This window comes from Pseudoxanthomonas winnipegensis (assembly GCF_030322905.1).
Lineage (GTDB): Bacteria > Pseudomonadota > Gammaproteobacteria > Xanthomonadales > Xanthomonadaceae > Pseudoxanthomonas_A > Pseudoxanthomonas_A winnipegensis.
The window spans coordinates 1,062,550-1,085,146 of record NZ_CP095475.1 but is presented as its reverse complement, the minus strand read 5'-3'; the positions used below and the strand labels follow the sequence as shown (position 1 = coordinate 1,085,146).

Annotated in this window: 14 protein-coding genes; 3 read left to right on the top strand and 11 right to left on the bottom strand. The window is 66.5% G+C overall.

The genetic code is table 11. The features are described 5' to 3' along the window. From MWN52_RS04660 to MWN52_RS04650, 3 genes are read right to left on the bottom strand one after another with little or no spacing between them, the layout of a single operon-like run. Positions 1 to 1,692, bottom strand: a complete 1,692-nt coding sequence (locus MWN52_RS04660) for a CshA/CshB family fibrillar adhesin-related protein (RefSeq protein ID WP_286576835.1) — start codon at positions 1,690 to 1,692, stop codon at positions 1 to 3. Then, positions 1,692 to 5,411 (bottom strand): porin family protein, encoded by a 3,720-nt coding sequence (locus tag MWN52_RS04655; protein ID WP_286576834.1) that lies wholly within the window; start codon positions 5,409 to 5,411, stop codon positions 1,692 to 1,694. Before MWN52_RS04655 ends, MWN52_RS04660 begins: the two co-directional genes overlap by 1 nt. A gap of 11 nt (positions 5,412 to 5,422) precedes the next feature. Next, entirely contained in the window at positions 5,423 to 9,835 is a 4,413-nt protein-coding gene (locus MWN52_RS04650; protein WP_286576833.1) for an OmpA family protein, read from the bottom strand. A gap of 629 nt (positions 9,836 to 10,464) precedes the next feature. Here MWN52_RS04650 and MWN52_RS04645 point away from each other — a divergent pair. Next, positions 10,465 to 10,707, top strand: coding sequence for a hypothetical protein (locus tag MWN52_RS04645; RefSeq protein ID WP_286576832.1), 243 nt, complete (start codon positions 10,465 to 10,467; stop codon positions 10,705 to 10,707). A 27-nt stretch (positions 10,708 to 10,734) separates the two neighbouring features. Here the strand turns inward: MWN52_RS04645 and MWN52_RS04640 are convergent, their stop codons facing one another. Beyond that, the gene (locus MWN52_RS04640) at positions 10,735 to 12,255 is read right to left on the bottom strand and encodes an XVIPCD domain-containing protein (RefSeq protein WP_286576830.1); all 1,521 of its coding nucleotides are present in this window, start codon (positions 12,253 to 12,255) and stop codon (positions 10,735 to 10,737) included. A 654-nt stretch (positions 12,256 to 12,909) separates the two neighbouring features. Here MWN52_RS04640 and MWN52_RS04635 point away from each other — a divergent pair. Then, positions 12,910 to 13,650, top strand: coding sequence for a DNA/RNA non-specific endonuclease (locus tag MWN52_RS04635; RefSeq protein ID WP_130528790.1), 741 nt, complete (start codon positions 12,910 to 12,912; stop codon positions 13,648 to 13,650). A 9-nt stretch (positions 13,651 to 13,659) separates the two neighbouring features. On the opposite strand, the gene MWN52_RS04630 is transcribed toward MWN52_RS04635, so the two are convergent. Further along, complete coding sequence (locus tag MWN52_RS04630; protein ID WP_286576829.1) at positions 13,660 to 14,361, bottom strand: response regulator transcription factor; 702 nt, start codon at positions 14,359 to 14,361, stop codon at positions 13,660 to 13,662. Position 14,362: 1 nt separating this feature from the next. Then, a complete protein-coding gene (locus tag MWN52_RS04625; protein ID WP_286576828.1) occupies positions 14,363 to 15,715 on the bottom strand; it encodes a sensor histidine kinase in 1,353 nt (450 codons plus the stop codon). 121 nt (positions 15,716 to 15,836) lie between these two features. On the opposite strand from MWN52_RS04625, the gene trhA reads away from it, so the two are divergent. Continuing rightward, complete coding sequence (gene trhA / locus MWN52_RS04620; protein ID WP_286576827.1) at positions 15,837 to 16,571, top strand: PAQR family membrane homeostasis protein TrhA; 735 nt, start codon at positions 15,837 to 15,839, stop codon at positions 16,569 to 16,571. A gap of 555 nt (positions 16,572 to 17,126) precedes the next feature. Here the strand turns inward: trhA and MWN52_RS04615 are convergent. The 5 genes from MWN52_RS04615 to kefB-GI all read right to left on the bottom strand — a co-directional run bounded on the left by MWN52_RS04615 (position 17,127) and on the right by kefB-GI (position 22,596). Next, complete coding sequence (locus MWN52_RS04615; protein ID WP_003141085.1) at positions 17,127 to 18,035, bottom strand: LysR family transcriptional regulator; 909 nt, start codon at positions 18,033 to 18,035, stop codon at positions 17,127 to 17,129. Between the two features lie 232 nt (positions 18,036 to 18,267). Beyond that, positions 18,268 to 19,419: a S1C family serine protease gene (locus MWN52_RS04610; protein WP_286576825.1), complete on the bottom strand. Its 1,152-nt coding sequence runs from the start codon at positions 19,417 to 19,419 to the stop codon at positions 18,268 to 18,270. A 24-nt stretch (positions 19,420 to 19,443) separates the two neighbouring features. Further along, positions 19,444 to 20,409: a zinc metalloprotease HtpX gene (locus tag MWN52_RS04605; RefSeq protein WP_286576824.1), complete on the bottom strand. Its 966-nt coding sequence runs from the start codon at positions 20,407 to 20,409 to the stop codon at positions 19,444 to 19,446. Continuing rightward, entirely contained in the window at positions 20,387 to 20,884 is a 498-nt protein-coding gene (gene psiE-GI, locus MWN52_RS04600; protein ID WP_286576823.1) for a heat resistance protein PsiE-GI, read from the bottom strand. Before psiE-GI ends, MWN52_RS04605 begins: the two co-directional genes overlap by 23 nt. Then, entirely contained in the window at positions 20,881 to 22,596 is a 1,716-nt protein-coding gene (gene kefB-GI, locus MWN52_RS04595) for a heat resistance system K+/H+ antiporter KefB-GI (protein ID WP_286576822.1), read from the bottom strand. Before kefB-GI ends, psiE-GI begins: the two co-directional genes overlap by 4 nt. Position 22,597: the final 1 nt, after the last annotated feature.

Sequence of the window (22,597 nt, the reverse complement as noted above, 5' to 3'; positions counted from 1 at the left end):
TTAGTTGACGGTGCAGGTGACCGTCAGGGTGACCGTGCCGGTATTGGGCAGCGTGGGAATCGCAGCCCCGCCGGAGCTTTGCAGGGCACCCAACAGCGCGCTGCCGCTGGCCTGGGTCGGGCAGGCCGCACCGTTGGTGGTGCCGGTGCAGGCAGCGCTGGTGCAGGTCAGGCCGCTGCTGGCCGGATCGCGCACGATCGCGCCATTGGCCGGCTGCGGACCGTTGTTGGTGACCACGATGGTGTAGGTCTGGCTCGAGCCCTTGACCACCGTGTCGTTGGCCTGATCGCTGGCGCCCGCCGCGGGCGTGTTGGTCTTGGTGACCACCAGGTTGGCGCTGGCCTGGGCGATGGTGATCTGCGCGTCCTCGACCTCGCCGCTGGTCGCCGTGCCGGCGGGGCTGGCGACCTCGCTGGCGTTCTGCGCGTAACGCAGGCGGACCCAGGTCGTGCCGGCCTGGATGTCGTTGGGCACCGTCCAGCTCAGGCTGGCCGTGCCATTGGCACCCGAGCATGTGCCGACGGCGCGCTCGTCGCCATCGAAGCTGCCGTTGCCGTCGAAGTCGATCCAGCCGGCCACCGTGCCGGTGCCGCTGCCGCTGCAGGCGATGCTGCGCGTCAACACGGTGTTCCCGCTGCCGGCATTGATCGCCGGCGAGGTGGGCCAGCCGTTCTCCTCATTGGCGCCGGCGATGCCGTAGGCGTTGTCGGACGACGACGTACCGGGCTCGCCATCCGGGCCAACCGTGCCCACGTGATCGGTGGTCAGCGGCGACAGGCCGCCGGTGCTGAAGGACGGGGCGTTGATGTCCGTGCCGCTGGCCGATACGCCGCTGTCGTTGCCGTGCACCCAGTCGTAGAACAGGTGCGCGGCGGTGCCATAGCTGCTGGGCGCATCGCCGTAGTCCGCGCGCGGCACGAGCAGGCCGATGGACATGGCGGTGATACCGCCGCCGCGCATGGCGAAGGACATGCTGGGCGTGGCGGTCGGCGTGGTGAAGGTCAGGTAGCTGAGCGCCACGGGACTGGTGCCGCCGCCCTGCCCGCCCGGACCGAACTCCATGGTCTGGCTGCCGCCGTTGGTGGTCTTGGTGGCGGTATAGGGATTGCCGTTGCCGGCGAACATCTCCAGGATGTTCCAGTTGCCCGCGGCCGTGCCGCGGATGTATTCGCTGGGGACGCCGTTGCCGTCCAAGGTGGATTCGAGCGACTCGGCATCGGCGATGACCAGGCCGGGAATCGGATACGACGCCCCGTTGCGGGTCGCCGAGCAGTCGATATCGAAGCTGGCCGTCGAGGTCATCGCCGTGGCCAGACCCGCCACCAGGTTGTTGGCGCCGCCGGTGCCATCGATGTTGTACATGTCCTCCAGGCCGTCGCCGCTGTAATCGCCGGAGCGATAGCTGCTCAGCGCGCCGTTGAGGTTGGACAGGGTGCAGGTCACCTGGATCTGCTGGCCGTTGGCCACCTGCAGGGTGGCCGTGGTCTGCGCGCCGTTGGCCAGCGCCACGCCATCGGTGCCGTTGACACCGCCGCCCCAGGTCAGCCAGAGGATCTCGTTGCGGTACTTGCCCGTTCCGCCGGTGGCGTAGGCCGCGGCCTGCGCCTGCTGCATCGGCGCCAGCGCCGCGCCGGCGGCCAGCGCCAGCCCCAGGCCGCGCGCGGCCCAGCCATGGATGAAGTGCTTGCGCATCAGTAGCTCCCCACCAGGTTGATGAACCAGCCCTTGTGGTCGTAGTCGAAGTCGGTCAGGTCGTCGCTGAACTGGGTGAAGTTGTAGCCCAGCCCGATCCGCAGGTTCTTGCCGATGTCGCGGTCCACGCCGGCCAGCCAGCCCTGGCGGTTGCCGCCGTCCTCGACCTTGAGCAGGCGGTACTCGCCCATCGCATGCCATTGCTGGCCCAGGTCGTAGCGCACGGTGGTGCCGTAGAAGGTCGTGGTCGAATCGAACCACTGGCCCGTGCCGCGGCCGTAGCGCGCCTTGCCCACACGCTGGGCGACCTTGGCCGCGAACTCCCAGCGCTGGTCGGGCTTGTACACGCCTTCCAGCGAGAGCACCTGGGTCTTCTGGTCGTAGTCGTGCCCGCCGATCTGCGCCAGCGTGGCCAGGTCGTACAAATAGGTGTAGCGGCCGAACACGGCCCAGCGCACCGAGTCCCAAGGACGCCAGGCGAAGCCCAGGTTGCCCTGGATGAACCTGGCGCCGGCGAGCGGATCGAGCTTGTCGTCGGTGTCGGAGTAGTTCAGGCGACCGGCGATGCGCCAGCTGTCGTTGAAGCGATGCGTCAGGCGATTGGTGGACACCCACTGCTCGCGCTCCTCCGCACCGGTGTCGCGCCGCCATTCCACCTTGGACGCCCAGTCCGTATCGGGCGAGGTGCGGCCCAGGCTGACGCTGATCGCGCGCCGCTCGACTTGCCCGCCGGCGCTGTTGACCAGATCGCCGCGCTGCAGGGTGAAGCCGCTGGTCCAGCCCTGCGACGGGTAGAAATCCAGGCCGAAGGTATGCGCCAGGCCGGATTCGCCGGCGGTGTCGTCCTTGAGGAACTGACTCTCATTGAACACGTTGATCTGGTTGGACAGGCGCCAGCGCTGGCCCAGCGTCCAGCCGTCGCGCGCGCTGTTGTTGAACAGCGGGTCGTAGGCCTGGGTGTCGTCGTGGGTGGCGGTGTAGGCGCCGTACAGGCTGTGATCGGGCGTAAGGCGATACTCGGCATTGACCGTGGCCGCATCGCCCCGATCGCCGCTGGTGACTTCCGCGCCCACCGAGGACAGGTTGCCGAACAGGTACTTGCCGCCGACGGTGTAGGCGTCGTTGTCGGCGTACCTGCCGTGGTCGTCGTCCAGGGTCAGCTGCGCCTGGCCATACAGGTCGAAGGTGTCGCCGAAGCGGTGCGTGTACTTCAACGCGCCCAGCAGGCCGGCGGCATCGCCGACGGTGCGCTGCTCCTCGACGCGGCGGATCTCGGCGGCCAGCGTGTCGAAGTCGCCGATGCGCCACTCGCTGGTGACCTGGGTTTGGATCAGCGACTGCGCACCGCTCTGCGTCTTGCTGTAGCGCGCGTACACGCTCAGGTCCTGGGTGAACTGGCCGGTGACTTCCGCGCCGTACTCGGTGAGGTCCTCGCCGGTGTCGTAGCGGCTGATCGAATAGCCCGCCCCGACTTCGCGCCACCACGCGCCGGCCGCCCAGTCCTGCTGGGTCCAGCCGAGCTCCTTCAGATTGGCGCGCGCCTCCACGGCCTTGGCCTCGCCCTGGCGCGGCCCGGTGGCGTTGATCTGGGTGAAGGTGAAGCCGCCGTTGTCGGAGAAGAACACCGGCGTGGCGTAGGACTCGGTCTGGCTGTACTCGGCCTTCAGATAGGTGCCGCGACCGGCCTGCAGGGTGACATCGCCGCCCTTGAGCGTGTAGTCCTCGCCGCTGCGGTTCTCGTCGACATAGGTCGCACCGACGGCCACGTGGTCGCCCAGCCACTGCTTGCCGCGGAAGCCGGCGGTGACCTCGTCGTCGTCGAATCCGGTCGGGACGAATTCGTAGTCCACCAGCAGGCGCTGCGTATAGCCGTCCAGCGGCGTGTCGCGGGTGAGCGTGGTGACGTTGTCGCGGGTGATCTGCGCCAGCGGACGGGTCAGCAGGATGCGACCCTGGATCTGGTCGATCTCGTAGTCCACCCCGCGCACCAGCGTCGCCCGGTCGACCACGCGGCCGGTGGTCGGGTCGCTGACTTCCAGCACCACCTGGTCGGAACCGGCCAGGATCTCGGTGTGCTTAAGGTAGTACAGGCTGCCGCCGGTGCCGAGGAACTCGCTATGCCCCGGAGCGCTCTGCGCCTGCGAGCCGAACGCGCGCACCTGGGTCTTGGCCTCGCCCCAGGGATTGATCGCGTGCGAGCGCCAGTCGATCGCCGCGCCGTACAGCGAGCGCACGTACTGGGCGTACTCGGTGTCGGTGAAACCGGTGGCGTAGTTGCCCCACAGCGCCTGGTTCTTGTCCCAGTCCACGCGCACGTAGAACCGACCCTGCGTGTCCACGTCGCGACGCACGGACGAGTCGTCGCCGTAGGTCGGGTAGTACAGGTCCGGGTCCAGGCTGCGGAACACGTCCGTGGCATAGGCCTGGGTGAAGTGGTCGAACAGGTGCTCCAGATCCTGCTCGGTGGTGTCCGCCTGCGCGGTCACCAGGTACTTGCCGTTGAACTTGGCTTTGCCGTAGAAGGCCAGGCGGCCGTCGCTGATGATGTCGTCGGCGTAGCGCGGATCGGTGGCCGACAGCGTCGCGGTCGAACCGGACACCTTGTTCTGCGCCACGGTCACATCGGCCAGGCCGACGCCGAAGAAATAGCGCCCGGTGACATCCACATCCAGCGTGCGGTGCGCGGCCGGCACGCCGGTGCCCGCGGCCGCGCCGCCCAGCCCGTCGGCGCCGTCCTGCAGCGCCACGTCGAAGCTGTGATGGCCCACCGGCACCAGGTACTCGGCGGCGAACTTGCGCTCCAGGTCGACCGGATAGGTCTCGCCGTTGATCGCCAGCTGATAACCCTCGGGCAGGTTGCGGCCCTGGATGCGCACGCGCGAGCCGTACAGCGGGATGTTCTGCAGGCGCAGCCCGTTGCCGGCGAACACGTCCTCGACCAGGCGCTGGGTCTGGGCCTGGTCGTCGGTCAGCGCCGTGCCGAGGCTGCGTTCGGTCGACGTGCGCAGCAGGTCGCTGCCGCGCTGGGCCTCGTCGGGCCGGACCAGCTGCAGCGTGCGCGGCGTGGTCTCGTCGAAGCGGCCCTGCGCGTCGTAGGCGCGCAGCACATAGGCCAGCGAATCGCCGGCGCGATAGCGGTAGTCGGCCGGCAGCTGCCCATCCCAGTCGACATGGCTGACGTTGCCCACCTGCATCGGCACGGTGGCCAGCGGCGCGACCAGGTCGGTGTCGGTGGCGCGATAGATCGCCAGCTCGTAGCGCGCGACGAAGGCCGAGTAGTTGCTGCGCACATAGAACTGCACCGGCTTGGTGATGCGCGCACCGTCGAAGGCGACCAGCCCCGGCGCCGACACCGACAGCTCGGCCGTGCCGATCTGGGGATCCTCGGTCGCCCAGATCACCCCGCCGTTGGCCAGGTTGATCGAGAACTTGCCCGTGGCCGTGGCCTGGCCCGGCTGCACCTGCAGGATGTCCACGCGGCGGTCCGCGGCCAGCGCGGCGGCATCGGACGCCTGCGGCGCGGTGACCGGCTGCGTATCGCCGCGGGTGCGCACCTTGAACAACAGGCCTTCGCTCGCCTGGCAGCCCTCCGGGCCGCACTGCGGCTCCGGGGTCTCGGGCTGCGCGGGGGACGCTTCCTGCGCGGCCGCCAGCGGCGCGGTGCCGGCCAGCAGGCTGATCAGGGTGTAATCCAGCAACTTCATCGTGATGGTCTTCATGCTCAGCCCCCTTACTGCCCGGCCACGCCGGCAGGAGCCGTCGGATCGTCACTGGATTGCACCGTCACCTTCGCGCGCACCTCGGGGCGCAGTCGTTGGGCCAGCGCCTGGTACACCACCTTGGCGCGGCGCAGGCCGAGTTCGACGTTGCGCGCCGCGTCGCCGCGACGGTCGGCATGGCCGACCAGCGCCACCACGCCGCCACCGCGCTGTTCCAGATAGCGGGCCACGCCATCCAGCAGCGCATCGGCCTGCGGCTTGATCGTGGCCTTGCCGGTGTCGAACAGGACCGAGCCCAGCAGCGGGCCGCGCCCGTCCAGGCCGGCGATCATCGTGTCCGGATCGGACGCCTCGCTGCGCAGGCTCACGCGCGTGGCCGCCGCGGTGGCGGCCGTCAGGCGCGGCAGCAGCGCGGCCTTGACCGCGTTGGCGCGGTCGAACGCCAGCGCGGCGCTTTCGCCGTCGGCGGCGATCACCACCTCACCGCCGTGATAGGCCTCGATGCGGCCGGCCATCTTCTCCACCACCGGCAGGTACTGCGGCTTGAGCTGGGCGCTGTCGGCCTCGAACAGCACCTGACCCAGCTCCAGTTCGACCGTGCGCGCACCGCCTTCGATCAGGCCCTGCGGCAGCTTGATGCCGAAGTCGAAGCGCACCGGCATGCCGGGCGTGATGCGACGGACCAGCGGATTGGCGGTGGTGAACTGCGCGCCGCTCGGCAGCGTGGTCGGATCGACCTTGAGGATGAAGTTGCGGCCACGCGACCACTGCCCACCGTCGACGCCTTCCAGGTGATAGCGGCCGAACTGGTCGGTCTCCATCACCAGGCCTTCGACCGAGGCGATGCGTACGCCGGGAATGCCGCGCTCGTCGATGCCGCTGTTGCGGATCACGTAGTCCACCACATAGCCCTGCTCGCCCTGCGACAGGCGGCGCTCGACCGTCGGCGCGGCCGCGGTCAGGCCCTTGGCGGCCTGGCCGCTGGTGTCCACGCGCGTCCTGCCTGCCGCATCCATGCGCACGGTCACGCCCTGGTCGGTGGTCAGCACGAAGTCGTCGCTGAAGCGCGGCGCGCTGAGCACCTGGCGGATCACCACCTGGTGCGCCTCGGCCGGATCGGCCTCGGACTGGCGTGCGCTGAGCTTGCCGACGGCGATGCCGTGCAGCAGCGGCGCGCTCGCGTCGGCCTGCGGCTGCCAGCCCTGGCCGGCGTCCATCAGCGTCGAGTTGGGCACGTAGGCCGACGGATCGAACCCGCCCTGCACGTGCAGGCCGGTGATGGCCGCGCTGTCCTGCCAGCCATCGCCGTCGCGGTCGTCGAACACCGTGCCCACCAGCAGACTCTCATCGACCAGCGGATCGGAAGAGATGGTCAGCGAGGCGGTGGCGACGTTGGACACCGGCGCACCGGCGGCGGTGACCGCCTGGGCCTGATTGACCTGGGTGCCCTGGCGCACGCCGGCGCCTACCCGCATCAGGTAGACGAAGGTCGCGCTCTGCCCGGCGGCCACGTCCACGCCGGCGATGCGGATCGGCGACTGGCCGCTAACCGTGGCGCTGCGGTCGTCATCGCCGGCGACCAGCGAGCCGGCCACATAGGTGAAGCCCGGCGGCGGCGTATCGATGATCGCGCCGCCGACGAAGTTGCCGTCGCCGACGTTGCGCACGGTCAGCGTGTAGCGCACCAGGTCGCCGACCACCGCGGTGTTGACGGCCACGGTCTTGGTCAGGCGGATGTCGTAGCTGGAAGCCACGATGACCGTGGCGATGGCGCTGCCGCAGTTGCTGGGGTTGGCGGCCTCGCAGATCGTGTACGGATAGGCGTAGGTCGCGGCCGGCGTGCCCGCCGCCACGGTGATCGTGCCATCGGCGCGCATGACCAGGCCAGGCTGCGGCGAGGTGCCCGGCGTCAGCACCACATTGGTCATGGTGGCGCCGCTGCCGCCGACGGTGTCGTTGCCGAGCACGCTGGGCAGGGTCGCGCCGGCGCTGCTGTCCACCGTCGGCGGATGGTCGTCCACCGGCACGATCGGGGTCACGGTCACCACCACGGTGGCCACCGCCGGATCGCAGTTGGTCGGATGGGCGCGTTCGCAGATGGTGTACGGATAGCCGTAGCTGCCGGCCGGCGTGCCGCGGCTGACGGTGATGGTGCCGTCGGCGTTCATCGCGATGCCGGCATTGGGCGACGTCCCCGGCGTGAGCGACACGGTCGAGGTGCTGACCGGCTGGCCGCCGAGGGTGTCGTTGCTCAGCACCGTGGTGGTCGTGCCGGCTTCGTTGATGGCCGGGAAGCGGTCGTCGTTGGCCACGATCGGCGGGGCCACGACCACGGTGGCGACGGCGCTGTCGCAGTTGTTCGCGTTGTTCTTGGCGCAGATGGTGTACGGATAGGCGTAGGTCGCGGCCGGCGTGCCGGGCGCCACGGTGATGGTGCCGTCGGCGTTCATCGTCAGCCCCGCCTGCGGCGAGGCGCCCGGCGTCAGCGTGACCGTGTTGAGCGACACCGGCTGGCCAGCCAGGGTGTCGTTGACCAGGACCGAGGGCGTGGTCCCGCCCGAGCCGCTGCCGATGGCCGGCATGGTGTCGTCGACCGCATCCACGGCCGCCTGAACGACGATGACCTTGGTGGCCGTGTCGCAGGTCGCCGGCGTGGTCGGCGGGTTGATGCACAGCGTGTAGGTCAGCGTGTAGCTGCCCGGCGTGGTGCCCTGGGCCACGGTGACGCGGCCGGTGGCCGGGTCCAGCGTGATGCCGCCCGCGGCCGGCGTGCCCGACAGCGTCGAGCCGGTGATCGTGGCGTTGCCGCCGGTGCCCAGCACGGCCGGCGCGTTGTTGACGGTGTCGTTGCTGATCACCGGCGTGGCGGTGGTGCCCCCGGCGCTGGTCAGCGTCTCGGCCGCATCGTCGACCGCGTCGATGCCGGCCTGGACCACGATCACCTTGACCGCCGTGTCGCAGGTCGCCGGCGTGGTCGGCGGATTGGTGCACAGCGTGTAGGTCAGCGTATAGCGGCCCGGCGTGGTGCCCGGCGCCACGGTGACGCGGCCGGTGGCCGGATTCAGCGTGATGCCGCCCGCGGCCGGCGTGCTCGACAGCGTCGAGCCGGTGATCGTGGCATTGCCCCCCGTGCCCAGCACGGCGGGCACCGCGTTGACCGTATCGTTGCTGGTCACCGCCGTGGCAGTGGTGCCGCCGGCGCTGCTCAGTGTCTCGGTCGCATCGTCGACCGCGTCGATCGCGCTGCCCACGTTGACCGTGACCGTGGCGATGTCGCACACGGTCTGGTTCGGGCTGGCCAGGCACACCTGGTACTGGTAGGTGGTGGTGCCGCTGAAGCCGGCGTTCGGGGTGAAGGTGATGGCGCCGGTCGTCGCGTTGACGGTGGTGCTGCCGTTGGGCGAAGGCGTGGTGACCGTGATCGAGCCCGGGTTGATCGTGCCGCCCACGTGGGTGTCGTTGGTCAGCACGGCGGTGGTCACCGGCGTGGTGGCCGGCGTGCTGGCCGTGTCGTTGACCGCATCGATGCTCGGCGCCGCCACGGTCAGGGTCGCGGTGGCCGTATCGCAGTTGTTCGACTGGCCGGTCTGGCAGATCGTGTAGGGATAGCTGTAGCTGCCCGGCGTGGTGCCCGGCGCGACGGTGATGGTGCCGTCGGCGTTCATGGTGATGCTGCCGGCCGCGGGCGACGGCGCCGTGCCCGGCGTCAGCGCGACCGTCGCGGTGGTGGCCGCCGCGCCGTTGAAGGTGTCGTTGCCCAGCACCGAAGCGGTGCTGGTGCCGCTGACCACGGTGCCGAACGGGTCGTTGACCGCATCGATCGGCGGATCGATGGCGGTCGCGTCGGACGGGGTGCAGCGCGACTGGGTCGCACCGGACGCCGGGCAGGTCGCATCGCCGCCGCCGCTGACGCGCGCGGTGTTGGTCACGCTGCCCGTGGTGCCGCTCGCGACCGCGACCGTCAGCGTGATCGGGTTGCCGGACGCGCCGTTGGCGATGGCGTCCGTGCTGGTGCAGGTCACGGTCGGGGCGGTGCTGCTGCAGGCCCAGCCGGCACCGGTGGCCGAGACATAGGTCAGGCCGCTCGGCAGCGTGTCGACCACGGTGATCGCGCCACTGGTGGGCGCGGTGCCGATGTTGCTGGGGGTCAAGGTGTAGACCCCGTTCTGGCCCTGGCGGAAGTTGCCGCTGTGGCTCTTGGCCAGGTTGAGCTGGGGCGCCACCACCGTGTCCGAGTCGGTGGCCGAGACCTCGCAGCTGCCGCCGGCGGTGCAGGTCACCCCGGACGGGTTGGTGACGGTGACCGTATTGGTGACCGAGCTCTGGGCGGCGGCGGGAAGCGCGGCGGCCAGGCCGATCATCAGCGCGAACGAGGAGAGCGCGCGCAAGACCTTCTGCGCGCCACGGATTGACGTCACTGCCACGGAACTGCCCCCTGTTTCAAAGACACAAGGCAGCGCCGGTCCACCCACGGCCAACGCAGCCTTGCGAGCCTCCCCAATCACGGCCAAGGACCGCGATGTACGACGCGCGCCGCAAAAACTGCTAGGCACGTCGCATTGAAATGATAACTAGCGCACGCTTTTTTGACCACCCCTGAAATAAACGTGACTTGAGTCACTAATTTCACGTTGGTAACTGAAAGCGTTCAGTTACGGCGCAAACACTTTGTAAAACAATCGATTAGCTCCTCCATTTAAAATGAACAGGAGAGCTGATCAGCCGGCTCGATGCGGGGAGGCGACGACTGGCGGGCACCGACAGACAAGCGGCAGCGGCGAGCGGCGCGTGCCGGCGATCGGGGTGCGCAGCTTGGTTTCGGATCAGAACAGGAAGAACAAGCGGCCGGAGACGACCCCCGGCCTGATGCAGGCAGGGAGCGTCTCCCGCTCTGATCAGTGCGCCAGGGCAGTCAGCGGCCTATTCCCTGGACAGGCCGCTCCTGCCGCTGACGCGCGTAGCACGCCGCGCCTGGCGGCGATTGCGCCAGCTCGGGGTTGCGAGCCGGCATGGCAGGTCCGAGGATTGGCTTCGCCCTCGCTCGTCCCGCCCCATGCCCCCCAAGCCTTCGACGCCGTCGCTGTCCCGCAAGCCCGCAGCCGAACAGGCGGATCAGGCATTGATCCAGGCCGCGATCGCCGAGGCACATCGGCGCATCAAACGCATGCTGTCCGCGCACTTCCACGATTTCACGGACAAGCAGCAGCGTCAGGTTCGGGCATTGCTGAGCGCAAAGCAGCCCAAGGCTGCTACGCCGGTCGTCAAGGCAAGACCGAGGCGCAAAGCGCCGCTCTAGCTTCGTCCGGCGGGCGCGAGTCCGAGGCTATTGATGCGCAGTTCTGTGCAGGGCGTGCGCCTGCGACTGGGCCGGGGCAGACATGGCATCGGCGGCGGCCGTGCTGAACGCCATCGGCGTCAGGGCGCCTTCGGTCACCGAGACCTGGGCCCGCCCCAGCACCGCGCCCTGCTTCTCGGCGGCAAACAGCTGGGTGCCTTCGGGCCCACCTTTGTCGACCATGTCGATCCTGGTCATGCCTTGACGCTTGGATTCCACCGCCAGCGCCGCTGCCAGATTCTCGCGATGCGCTTGCGTGGGAAGCACCTGTCCGTTGGGGTCCAGGACCTCGATCCTGCGCATGACCATGTCGAACCGATGATGGTCGGGATGATGCGGGTCGGACAGCTGCAATACCGGCCCCGCGGTCGCGCGAGGATCCTGGAAGTCGATCACGCCGCCGGCCTTGAGTTGCGAATACACCTCGGCCTTGTGCTGATCCCTTCCCACGAATGCCTTGATGGCGTCGGTCAGCGCCTGCTGGTCGGCCGCACTCATCGCGCCCGGCACCAGGAAGTTCCTGAACTCTCCGGGCTGCTCCGGCATCTCCTTGAGCGCTTCCTGGTACTGACCCTGGCCACTGAGCTCGAACTCGTGGGACGCATTGGCCGCGCGGCTGACCAGGCGCAGATTGCTGGTGTCGTTGAAGGCATCCAGCACATCGGCCTTCTTCAGGCCCTGGCCGCCGGTGTGCTTGGGCAGCTCTTTGAGAAGCGCCTCGAATGCGATGGCATGATCGATATCGAACGCGTCGCGCGTGCAGAGCTGCCTGGTGACTGCGCACTCGAAGAGCGGCACCTTCATCGTGTCGAAAGGCGCCACCGGACGCGTGACCGAGGCTTCACCGCGGTAGGCGTCCTTCAAGGCGCTTTCGAACCACTTCCCCACCACGGCCGTATCGAACGAGAGGTCCTTGCGCGTCATCGCCGGCGTCCAATCGGCCTCGAGCGTCGCGGCGCGCCGCTTGGCGCCGTCGGTGTCCGGATCGAAGGCCGCCCGCGGCGCCGACGGATCGAATCCGAAACGCGCATGGCACCAGGCGCGCCATTCGGCCGATTGCGGCCCATGTTGGTCGTGGACGCGATCCGCTGCATCGCGTGCGCGGTTGACCGCCGCTGGCAGCAATCTGAGGTTGCTCACATCGTTGTAGCCCATCTGGGCTTCGGCCAGATTGCGAACGTCCAGCGCCTTGAGATGGTCCTTCCACTGCACGATGTGGTCGATATCCAACGCCTCGGGCGTATGCCAGCTCCCCTCTCGCTCGCTGTAGTACAGCAGCACCGGGCGCTGTCCAGGCAGCGCTGCCGGCGCCGGGCTCATGTGCTGCCTGGCCCAGTCGTTGCGCATGAACTCTTCGGTGGACCCATAGAACGCCAGGCCGATGCGCGAGGCCTCCGGATCCCACGCCGCGTTCTGCAGTGCGGCCCCGTGCTGGGGCGGCTTCAACCCCTCCCAATCCACGAGTTCCACCTGCTGCCCGCTTTGGAGCGTGTGCTTCGAGGCGCCCATGGCCAATCTCCTTTTTTGGGATTCCTTGTCTGGAACATCCTAGCGCCGGTGCATAGCGTGGCTGGAAGATCCTGGAGGGGCGGCGCCTCGAAATGTGACTGGACGCTCGAACCGACGTCTGTCGTCTGCAGCCACCTGGATCGATACGGGCCGGTTGGGTCGCCAACCTGCTGAAGTTGAGTGCCAGCAGCCGCGCAATCATTCCGCAGCGCTCAAAGATGTGCCAGGTCGGCATGCCAACGTCGTTGCCCTCATCAATTGCGACGGCTGCGCCGTGTTGAGGCACGGATGCGGGAGCCGCACGACGCCTGGCAGCATGTGGCATGCGCCACGCTCAAACAGCCGACCCCGGAAGGGCAGCCCTGATCGACGTTTCATCCTGATGGCGCTTCATTGACAGAAGCCGGGTTCAAGGACTCAGTCACAGCTTGCTTGATTGGATGTTGACCACGCAGAAACTCTGTTGGATATCTGCGGTCACCGCGTGCCACGTCGTGGCAAAGGGGCGCGGTGGTCGTCTTTCTCACACCACTCCGGCATCACGCCGGTCTCGGCTGTCTGCTCCACCTCCGTCAACTCGCATGTCGCTCAACAGGCACGGCCCAGGGCCGTGCGTGCTGGCTTCGTGCGGCCCGCCAACATCATGGAGAAGCCATGCGATTCCCGATCTTTCTCGCCGTCTTTCTGCTCACCACCTTCAGCGCCGCAGCGCAGGCCCAGGTGGTCACCCTCAACAAGGGGGGCTTCATCCTCACCTACGACTGCACCGAGCACACCGCCACGCGCTACGAATACACCCTCGGCGCCGATAACGGCTCCGCCGCTCGCCCCTCCGATTTCAATCTCGACACGACGCTGCCAAGCGGCTGCGGTGGCCAGACCTCGACGAAGTCCTATTCCAGCGTGCGCTCCGGCTACGATCGCGGCCATCTGGTCACCTCCAACCACATGGACTACAACACGACCTACATCCGCCGCGCCAACCTGATGTCCAACATCGTGCCGCAGGTGTCGGGCTTCAACCAGGGCATCTGGGTGCAGGCCGAAAACGTCGCCGAGTGCTACCGGGACATCAACCCCGTCGAGGTGTACGGCGGCGTGGTCTATGGCGACACCTCCAACGACTACTTTTTGGCCAGCCACGGCATCCGCACGCCGGAATACTTCTGGAAGACCATCATCACTACGGATCCCAACACGGGCGCCGAGAAGGCCATCAGCTGGATCATCCCCAACGAGACAGGCCTGGGCAGCCTGGACGACTACATCGTCTCGATCGCGGATCTGGAGGAACTCATCGGGGCGAGCAATGTCGGCATCACCGCTTCCTATGAGGTGAAGCACATGCTGCCGAATTCGACCTGGACACTGCCGAGCAACTGCGACCTGAGCTGATCGGGAACCTCACTGACGGCCGGGCCCCGCGCTTTCCTGGCGAATTTCCTGAACCATGTAGCCCAACCCCCGCAATACATGGATCTTGATCCCCGCCCCGCTCTCGGCGAGCGCTCGCCTCAGTTTGGAGACATGGGCCTCCAGCGCGTTGGATTCCAGGTGTTCGTCCAACCCATAGACGCTTTCCAGCAACGCCGCTCTTGAAACCGTCCGCCCGTGGCGCATGAGCAGCGCCTCGAGCACCAGGAGTTGTCGTCTGGGGAGCGTCAGCCTCTCCCCGTCCACCCACACTTCCCGATCGTCGGAGGAGTATCGAACATTGCCGATGCGGATCGTCTGGACCACCACCTGAGTCGGGCGGCGCAAGATGGCCCGCAGACGCGCAAGCAGCTCATCCGTCGAAAACGGCTTGGTCAGATAATCATCCGCACCGCTATCCAGCCCATCGATGCGCTCGCTGATCTCACTCTTTGCCGTCAGGATCACGATGGGCAGCCCCGGGCGTATTGCTCGGGCGCGCAGCACAAAGTCCGCGCCCTCGCCATCGGGCAGCTGCCGATCCAGCAGCATCACCCTGTATTCGTGGCTGGCAAGTGCCTGCTCGGCCTGGCGCAGGCTGGGGACCACATCGCCGATCATGCCGTGTCGCGCCAGCTGCGTGGCCAGCACCGATGCGAACTGCTGATCGTCCTCAACGATGAGCAGGCGCATCCTAGCGCTCACCCGAGATCGGGCTGCCGGCGCTCGGCAGGCGCATGGTGAAGCAACAGCCACCTTGCACAGGCTGGGATACCGTCAGCACGCCGCGATGCTTCTTGACGATCTCCGCCGCCAGATAAAGCCCCAACCCGCTTCCAGCTCCCGAGGGACGCAGACGGAAGAATGGCTCGAAGATCCGCGAGCTGGCCTCGCTCGGCACGCCCTCTCCCTGGTCAAACACGCTCACCGAGCAGTCGGGGCCGACCACGATCCTGATCTCGCCTTGCTTCGATCCGTGATCGATCGCGTTCTGGACCAGGCAAGTGATCACGCGCTGGACCGCGCCGGAATCGCCTTCCACCCACTGCGCCCGATTCGGCGGTTCCCACGAGAACTCATACCCGTTGGCGACGATGAGCGGCGCGGCCACCTCGGCAACCTCCTGCGCGATGGCGACCAGGTCGAAGCGCTCGAAGACACCGATCCTGCGATCGACCCGCTGGATGTCAAGCAGCTGCTCGGTGATGTTCTGCAGGCGCGCCACGTCCAACATCAACTCATCCTTCGCAGCGCCTGCTTCCAGGCCGCTGACCCGGGTCGTCAGAATCGCGATGGGCATCCTGAGTTCGTGCGCGGCGTCCGCCAGGAAGCGGTCGCGGGCTTCGGACACGTCCCAGATCCGCTGGAGCGCCTGATTGAAGCCATCGATCAATGGCCTGATCTCAACCGGAACGTCCGCCGCCTCCAGGGGCTTGGCGCGACGACTCAGGTCCGTCTGCGCGGCCAGTCTTGCGACTTCGTTCATTCCCTTCAGGCGTCGATGAACCACCAGGGGAATCACGACCACCGAAGTGACCATGAGCGGTAGGCCCACCCACGGCGCCAGGTAAATCGCGATGAAGGCGATGGCGCCAGCCAGATCGTAACCGCCGTAGCCGCCGACCAGCACACGCAGCGTTCTGCCGCCCTGATGATGCACGATCAACTTCGTCGCCGAGCGGAACGGTGGAACGTTGCTCTTGATGTCGGTCGGTTCAAGCTCACCCATGATCGGCACCCAGGCTTCGAACGCCTTGGGCGCTTTGCCCCAAGCCGCGATATTTCCGAGGTCATCTTTCGCCAGGGCCCATGCATGGGGCGCTTGAGTGGTGAATTCCTGCGGCAGCTGCGCCGGATCGAAGCGAAGCCTTCCGTGCTCGTAACCCAAGGCCTCGGCGACATCGATCGCCGTGCCATGCGGCAGCTGGCCGATCGAGCGATCCAGAAACGCAATGCACATCACCGCGCCCAACAGCACGAACGCAAGCACTTGCGCCACGCCGACTTGCCAGGAGAGTCGCCACGATAGCGACTGGGTCTTGCGCATGGATCGATCCGTCTACGTCTTCTCGTGAGCATGATGGACAAGCCACCCTGATGGAGCAAACGATTCGACGCGCAACCTTCGGACAACCTTTCCGGTCCACGCTGAGCCCGATTACTCATCGATGGAACGGATCTTCATGCGCCAGACGCGCACTACGACCGATGCCTTCAAGGCACCTGGATTGACGCAGGCGCTCTTCCGGCCTCACCGCATCCGATCATCACCCAAGAAAACGCTTCTGCCTACGGGTGAGTGGCTCAACACGCTCTCCCACGGCGCCGCCGCGCTGCTTTCCATCCCCGCCACCGTTTTTCTGCTGCGCCAGGCGGCCGCCCACGGAGACGGTCGGGCTTTGATAGGGAGCGGTGTCTTTGGTTTGACGTTGACGATCACCTATGCCGTCTCGTGCCTTTATCACGCCTGCGCTGACCCAAGGGCCAAGGCAAGCCTTCGCCGTGCCGATCACGCGGCGATCTTCCTCTTGATCGCTGGAACTTACACGCCGTTTTGCCTGGCGCTCCCCGTCTCCTGGAGCACCCCGTCCCTGATCGGGATATGGACCTTGGCCTTGGTCGGCATGGTGTTCAAAGCCTTCCGCCCCCTGGGTCGAACCTGGCTCTCACTCATCCCCTACATCGGCGTGGGCTGGCTCGTTGCGTGCGCAGCGATGCCCATCATCCAGCACCTTGGATTCAGCACCTTCGCCTGGCTCTTTGCGGGTGGTTGCTTCTACACACTTGGCACGCTGTTCTATCTACGCTCGGCCAAGCCCTACATGCATGCCGTATGGCACGGCTTCGTCATTCTGGGAAGCGTTTCCCACTACGTGGCCGTCGTGCAGTTGCCAGGCACGTAGGCAAATCGAACTTGATCCGCCCAGGCGGGAGAGGCAAACGGCAGTAATAAGAGCCGCTTTCTTCTGGGGGCTGTCGCTCCGACGCCTATTGGCGTGCTACCCCTTCCGCAAACCCTTCTGGGTTTCACCCGACCAGACACGCAGCGCCGCCAGCTGACAGATAGGGAAAAGGGCAATGAGGCAGCGTGCACCCATCATCTGTTGAAGAACACTGGGGACGGGAGCGTGCTTAGAGGCCCGAGCGGCGCGGCAGCATGAACGGTTTAGGGACCCACACCCTGATCTACTCCGCGCGGAGGGGATCGTTCAAGAGACCGTCTGTCGCTCCCCGCGCACTCTCAGCCATTTACGGACTTCGAGAAGCAGGATGGAGCGGGTGAAGGGAACATCATCGTGTTCCCAACTCGTTGATTGATAACGAGTTTTCCGCACTCGGCGAACCGAGATGGACATAATTATGGACTGAAAAACCACGCTTGGTCAACGTGCGCTCCGAGCAAGTCCAGTGCGAGCCATGGACAGCCAGCAGTAGCCAATGTACCCGAGCGCTCAACGTCACGAGGCCGGTTCATCTCCCTTTGGCAGGAACTCCTCGCGGGCGCGCTGCAGAAACCGCTTCATGGGCTCAGAGGGTTCGGCGCTGCGGCGCAGCAGGTAGGTGGACAGCATGGGCGGCGTGCCGGCCAAGGGGCGAACGGTTATGTCGGGGCGGTTCAGGGTCTGCACCTGCGAGGCAATGGCGAAACCTAGGCCATAACCGGCACCGACCAGAGTCAGCATCACGCCTAGGCTCGTCACCTGATCTACCAGCTTGAGCGGCTTGGACGCACCTTGAAGCACCGCCTGGATCTGGTGGTGGCAGCCCGATCCCGCGTCCGGATGGCACAGTACCAACGGAAACTTCAAGGCTTCATCCAATGGCACTTCCGCGTGCGCCAACAAGGGGTGGCGCACGGGCACGATCACCGACAAAGGATCGGTCCACACGGGCTCGGCGACAAGGCCTTCGCTCACCGCGTCCGACAGCGCAAAGCCGATGTCCAGCAGATCGTTGTGCAGGCCCTTGAGCTGCTGCGCGAAAGGCAGCTCGAAGACGCGAATCTCCAGTTCGGGCTCTTCCTCGCGGCTGCGCGCCAGCAAGGTGGCAATGTGGGGCTGCGCCAAGCTGTCGCAGATGGCGATGCGCAGATAACCCTGATAGCCCTGCGCCGCCGCCTTTGCGGCACTCACCGCCTGCTCCACGGTGGCCAGCACACGCCGGCACTCACCGAGGAACACTTGACCGGCCCAGGTCAGTCGCGTCTGGTGCGCGCTGCGGTCGAACAACTGCACGCCGAGCGTGGCTTCGAGATTGCGCATTGCGCGCGACACAGGCGATTGTTCTACGCCAAGGCGCTCGGCCGCTCGCGCGAAATGCAGTTCTTCCGCGACCGCAACGAAATAGCGCAGTAGTCTGAGTTCCAATGCGGCCTCCTGTTTGCCTCGTTCCTGGCCTGCGTCCACCTCATGCGGATTGCGCCTCGCTTTCTCCTTCGATGATTGGCAAGAGGTTCCGGCGTTGCATGCTTGCCTATTCGGATAGGCAGATCGCATCCGAAAATTACGGAGGTTGAGGCGGAACGCTACTTGGCCGAAGACCTGAGAACCTCAATCGCCGCGACGCTGCACTACCGCCTGATCCACAGGTTCAGTTCAATCAATTCCCGGGTTGCAGCTCCACACGCACCTCGCGCGATTTGCCGGCCCGTTCCACTGACAAGACCACCACATCGCCGACCTTCCTGTCGTCTAGCCGCGCGAGCAGCTTGGCCACATCGTCCGTCGCCTTGCCATCAACATCGATGATGCGGTCGCCCGGCACGATGCCTTGCGGCGTGACTTCGACACCCGCGAGGCCGGCCTTGTGCGCTGCCGAACCAGGGGTAACACGCAACACGAACACGCCCTTGCTTCCGGTCAGTGCAAGCAGGCGCTGATTGAGCTGTTCGTCCACCTCAATGCCCAGCGCCGGACGGATGTACTTACCGGTCTTGATGAGTTGCGGGACTACGCGCATGACGGTGTCCACCGGCACGGCGAAACCAATCCCGGCCGAGGCGCCGGAGGGGCTATAGATCGCCGTGTTGATGCCGATGAGCCTTCCTGCCGAATCGAGCAGCGGCCCACCGGAGTTGCCAGGGTTGATGGCGGCGTCGGTCTGGATCAGGTGATCGATGGCCGGGCCGCCCGCTTCTCCGGGTAACGAGCGGTCGAGCGCGGAGACGATGCCGGTGGTGAGCGTCCAGTCCAGGCCGAAGGGGTTGCCGATAGCGAACACCTTCTGACCCACCTTGAGGTCGGCACTGGTGCCGACCGGCACGGCCGGCGGGCGCTTGAAACCGACGCCAATCTTGAGCACGGCGATGTCGTGCGCTGGGCTCGTCCCCACCAGCGCGGCCTGGTAGTCGCGGCCATCGGCGAGTTTGACCGTGGCTTCAGAAGCACCCTGGATGACGTGGAAGTTGGTGACGACGTGGCCGGCATCGTCCCAGATAAAGCCCGAACCGGTGCCGCGCGGCACGGAGAAGACGTTGCGCGTCCAGACATCGCGTACCAATTGCGCGGTGGTGATGTAGACCACCGAGGCGCGCGATTTCTCGAACAGTTCGATGTTGGCTTTCTCGTCCGCCGCCAGATCGCCACGCGCCGTCACGGTGCGTTCTGCCGCCTCACGCGGACTGAACCAGGCCTCGATGGCGGGCAGGAACTGCCACAGCAGCATGAGCGCGGCAATGCAGGCGGTGATGACGAGCCAGCGCCGGACGAAGCGGTCCGGCGCGGGACGTTGGTACGGGTCGGGGTAGGCCATGAGAAGTCTCCTGTTGATAGGCAATCAGCGCCACAGCCCGCTCGGGCGCCAGCGCGGTGGGCGCGGCGTCACAGCGGATTCCGGCAAGAAATGGGGCGGGTGGAGTGGCAACGCTGATGCTGGCCCAGGCGCCAACGTCAGTAGGCGTGAGATGCGTTCTTGCGTGGCCGGATGCGTGCGCAACCAGGAGGGTTCGGGATTGCCCCATCCCGGCCACAACCAGGCCTGCCAGGAGCGGCTGACCCGCTCGATTTTCGCCAGCGCGGACGCCAGCCCCTGCGGGTCGCCAGTCAGTTCCGCAGCGAGGCGGTCAGCGTCGAACTCACGCACGCGAGACAAGCCGAGCTGTGCGAGCAGGGCCAGCTGGGGCGATGCGGCCAATAACAATAAACCAGGCCAATAGACCTCCGCCGCGCCAACCAGCAGCGCGGGCAGGCTCAGCAGGATCGCGATCTGTCCCATAAGGGCCAGTAGGCTCGTGAGGCGACTGACGGAATCCGCCAGCCCCATGACGCGCAGATCCTTATTGGCGATGTGCGCGATCTCGTGCGCGAGCACACCCGCCAGCTCGCGTGGGCTCAGGCGGCGCAGCAGGCCATCGGTGAGGGCGATCGATGCCTCCTGCTTCGATCCGGTGGCGAAGGCGTTGACGACGGCACTGGGCACGTAGTGCGGCACCGGCGTTGCGGGCAAACCGGCACGGACGGACAGCTCGTGCAACAGGGCCCAAATTTCCGGGGCTTCGTTCGGGTGCAGCGCCCGGGCGCGGTACAGACGCAAGGTCAAGGCGGATGCGGCTGCCGGTTCCAGCAGCAGCGTGCCTGCAACGGCAAACAGCGCGAGCCACAGGCCGCTTTCCCCGAACAGCAGGCTTCCTGCGGCGGCTGCGATCCCGACCAGGGTCAGGACCAACAGCCCGGTCTGCAGGCGGTTGAGCCAGAGGTGTTGCAACAACGCCGCGCGCGGGTCACCGGGATGATGACGGGTCATGCTCAGATGTCTCGGCGGCGCGGTCGTCGCGCTCGCGCAGCAGCCAGTAAGTGGCACCAAGCGCCAGCGTGGCGCCTGCAAGCGCGGCGATCTTGCCAGGGCTCGCCTCGGGGTCGAGGATCACGAACTTGCGCGCCAGCGCGATCAGGCCGATGAGGATCACGGTCTTGACCTGGATGATGCTGTCCCGACGCAGCGCCACGCGCACGATGGAATGCTTGAACTCCATCGCGATCAAGAGCGTCATGATCATGCCGAACACACTCTGGAATACCTTGTGATCCAGGGGATTGAAGGCATCGAGAACCAGCAGCGTGAAGACGATGGAGATGAGCTGGAACAGCGACACCACGATGATGACGGCAATCACCGCCGACAGCACGAGCGCGACGACCTGCTCGAAGCGCTCGTAAAAACTCATGATGGCCCATTGGTCACGGAAGACCTGAAATGGGTTAAGGCGTGTTGATTTCATGACGATGAACTCCCTGGAAAACGGCTGCTGTCGAGACGGCGGCGCATTGCGCTGATGTGTCCTTCAATCAGCTCGGTCGACATGCCAAGCGTCGACATCACCTGTTCCGCCAGCCCAATAGCTGCGGCAAAGGATTGCTGGTACACGCGCACGTTGGGCATGGCGCGAAATGCATCGGCCGCGGTCGTACTTCTGCATGACACCCACAAGGTCAGCGCCGGACGGCGCTCGGCAATCGCCTGGGCGATGCGCAGCACTTGCTGGGCATGGTCGAACGTGAGCACCACCAGACGCGCTTGCGCCAACCCGGCAGCCAGCAGGGTATCGGGCCGACTCGCATCGCCATGGAACACCGGCACGCCGGCGGCACGCGCGGCCTCTACCTTCTGCTCGTCTGCTTCCAGCAGCAGATGCGCCACGCCGGCGTGGCGAAGAATCTCGCTGACTGTCAGGCCAAGCTCGCCCGCGCCGCAAACGATGACATGGTCTCGATATCGCGCCGTCTGCGCGGCGATCTCGACTTCTTCAGCCTGGGGTGGCTGAATGACGCCGCCGGTGCGGCTCAAGAACCGGGCAAGTACATCGTGATGGCGGATCAGCAGCGGTGCCAAGGCCATGCTGAGCACCAGCGCGACCAGCATGGGTTGTACGACGGTCGCGGGGATCAGATGCTGCTGCAAGACCATGCCCAACAACAGCAGGGCGAACTCGCCGCCATGCCCCAACGCTATGCCCGTGCGCCAGGCATCGAGGGCGGACAGGCGCGTCGCCCGCAAGGCCAGGGTGTTGAGCCCGATCTTGACCGGTACCAGCACTGCCAGCCACGCCAGCACCGCCAGCGGTGCCGAAAGAATCTGCGCTCCGTCCAACTGCAGGCCGATGGTCACGAAGAACACCCCCGACAACACATCGCGAAACGGTTTGAGGTGGCTTTCCATGTGGTGACGGAAGTCGCTCTCGCCCAGCACCATGCCGGCCAAAAACGCACCCAGGGCGGCGGATACGCCGACCGCGTGTGCAGCAGCGGCGGCAGCCACCACCACGCACAAGGAAACCAGCACGAAGGATTCTTCGTGGCCCTGCCGCGCCACCCAGCCCAGCAGGCCATGCAACAGACGACGGGAGGCGAGGGCCGCTGCCGCGAACAACATCAGCACGCCCAACACTTCGAGCAGCACGCTCTCGATCTTCGGCGACTCGCCGCGCGCCCAGATCGCCAGCAGGGCCAGCAGGGGCACGCTGGCCAGGTCCTGAAAGACCAGCACGGCGATGGCGCTGCGGCCGTGGCGGGTGGTGAGCTCGCCTTGGTCGGCCAACTGTCGGCTGACCAGCGCCGTGGACGACATGGCCGCCGCAGTGCTGAGCAGCGCAGCGCTCTGAACTGGCTGTCCCAGCCACATCAACATCAAGGTCAGTGGCGTGGCGACAGCGATCATCTGCAAGCTGCCGGACGCCAATACGGTTTTACGGGAAAGCCAGAAGTGCCCGAGGGAGAACTCCAGCCCAACCATGAACAGCAGCAGGGCCACGCCCAGCTCGGACAGAAAATCAAGCGCTTCTCCCGGCGCGACTACACCGCTGACCGACGGGCCCAGCAAGGCGCCGACGGCGAGGTAACCCAGCAAGGCGGGTACTCTGAACGCCGCCGTCGCCACATCCGCGAGGCTGCATGCCGCCAGCAGGATCAGGGTGGCGCCGAGCAAGTCCTGCATC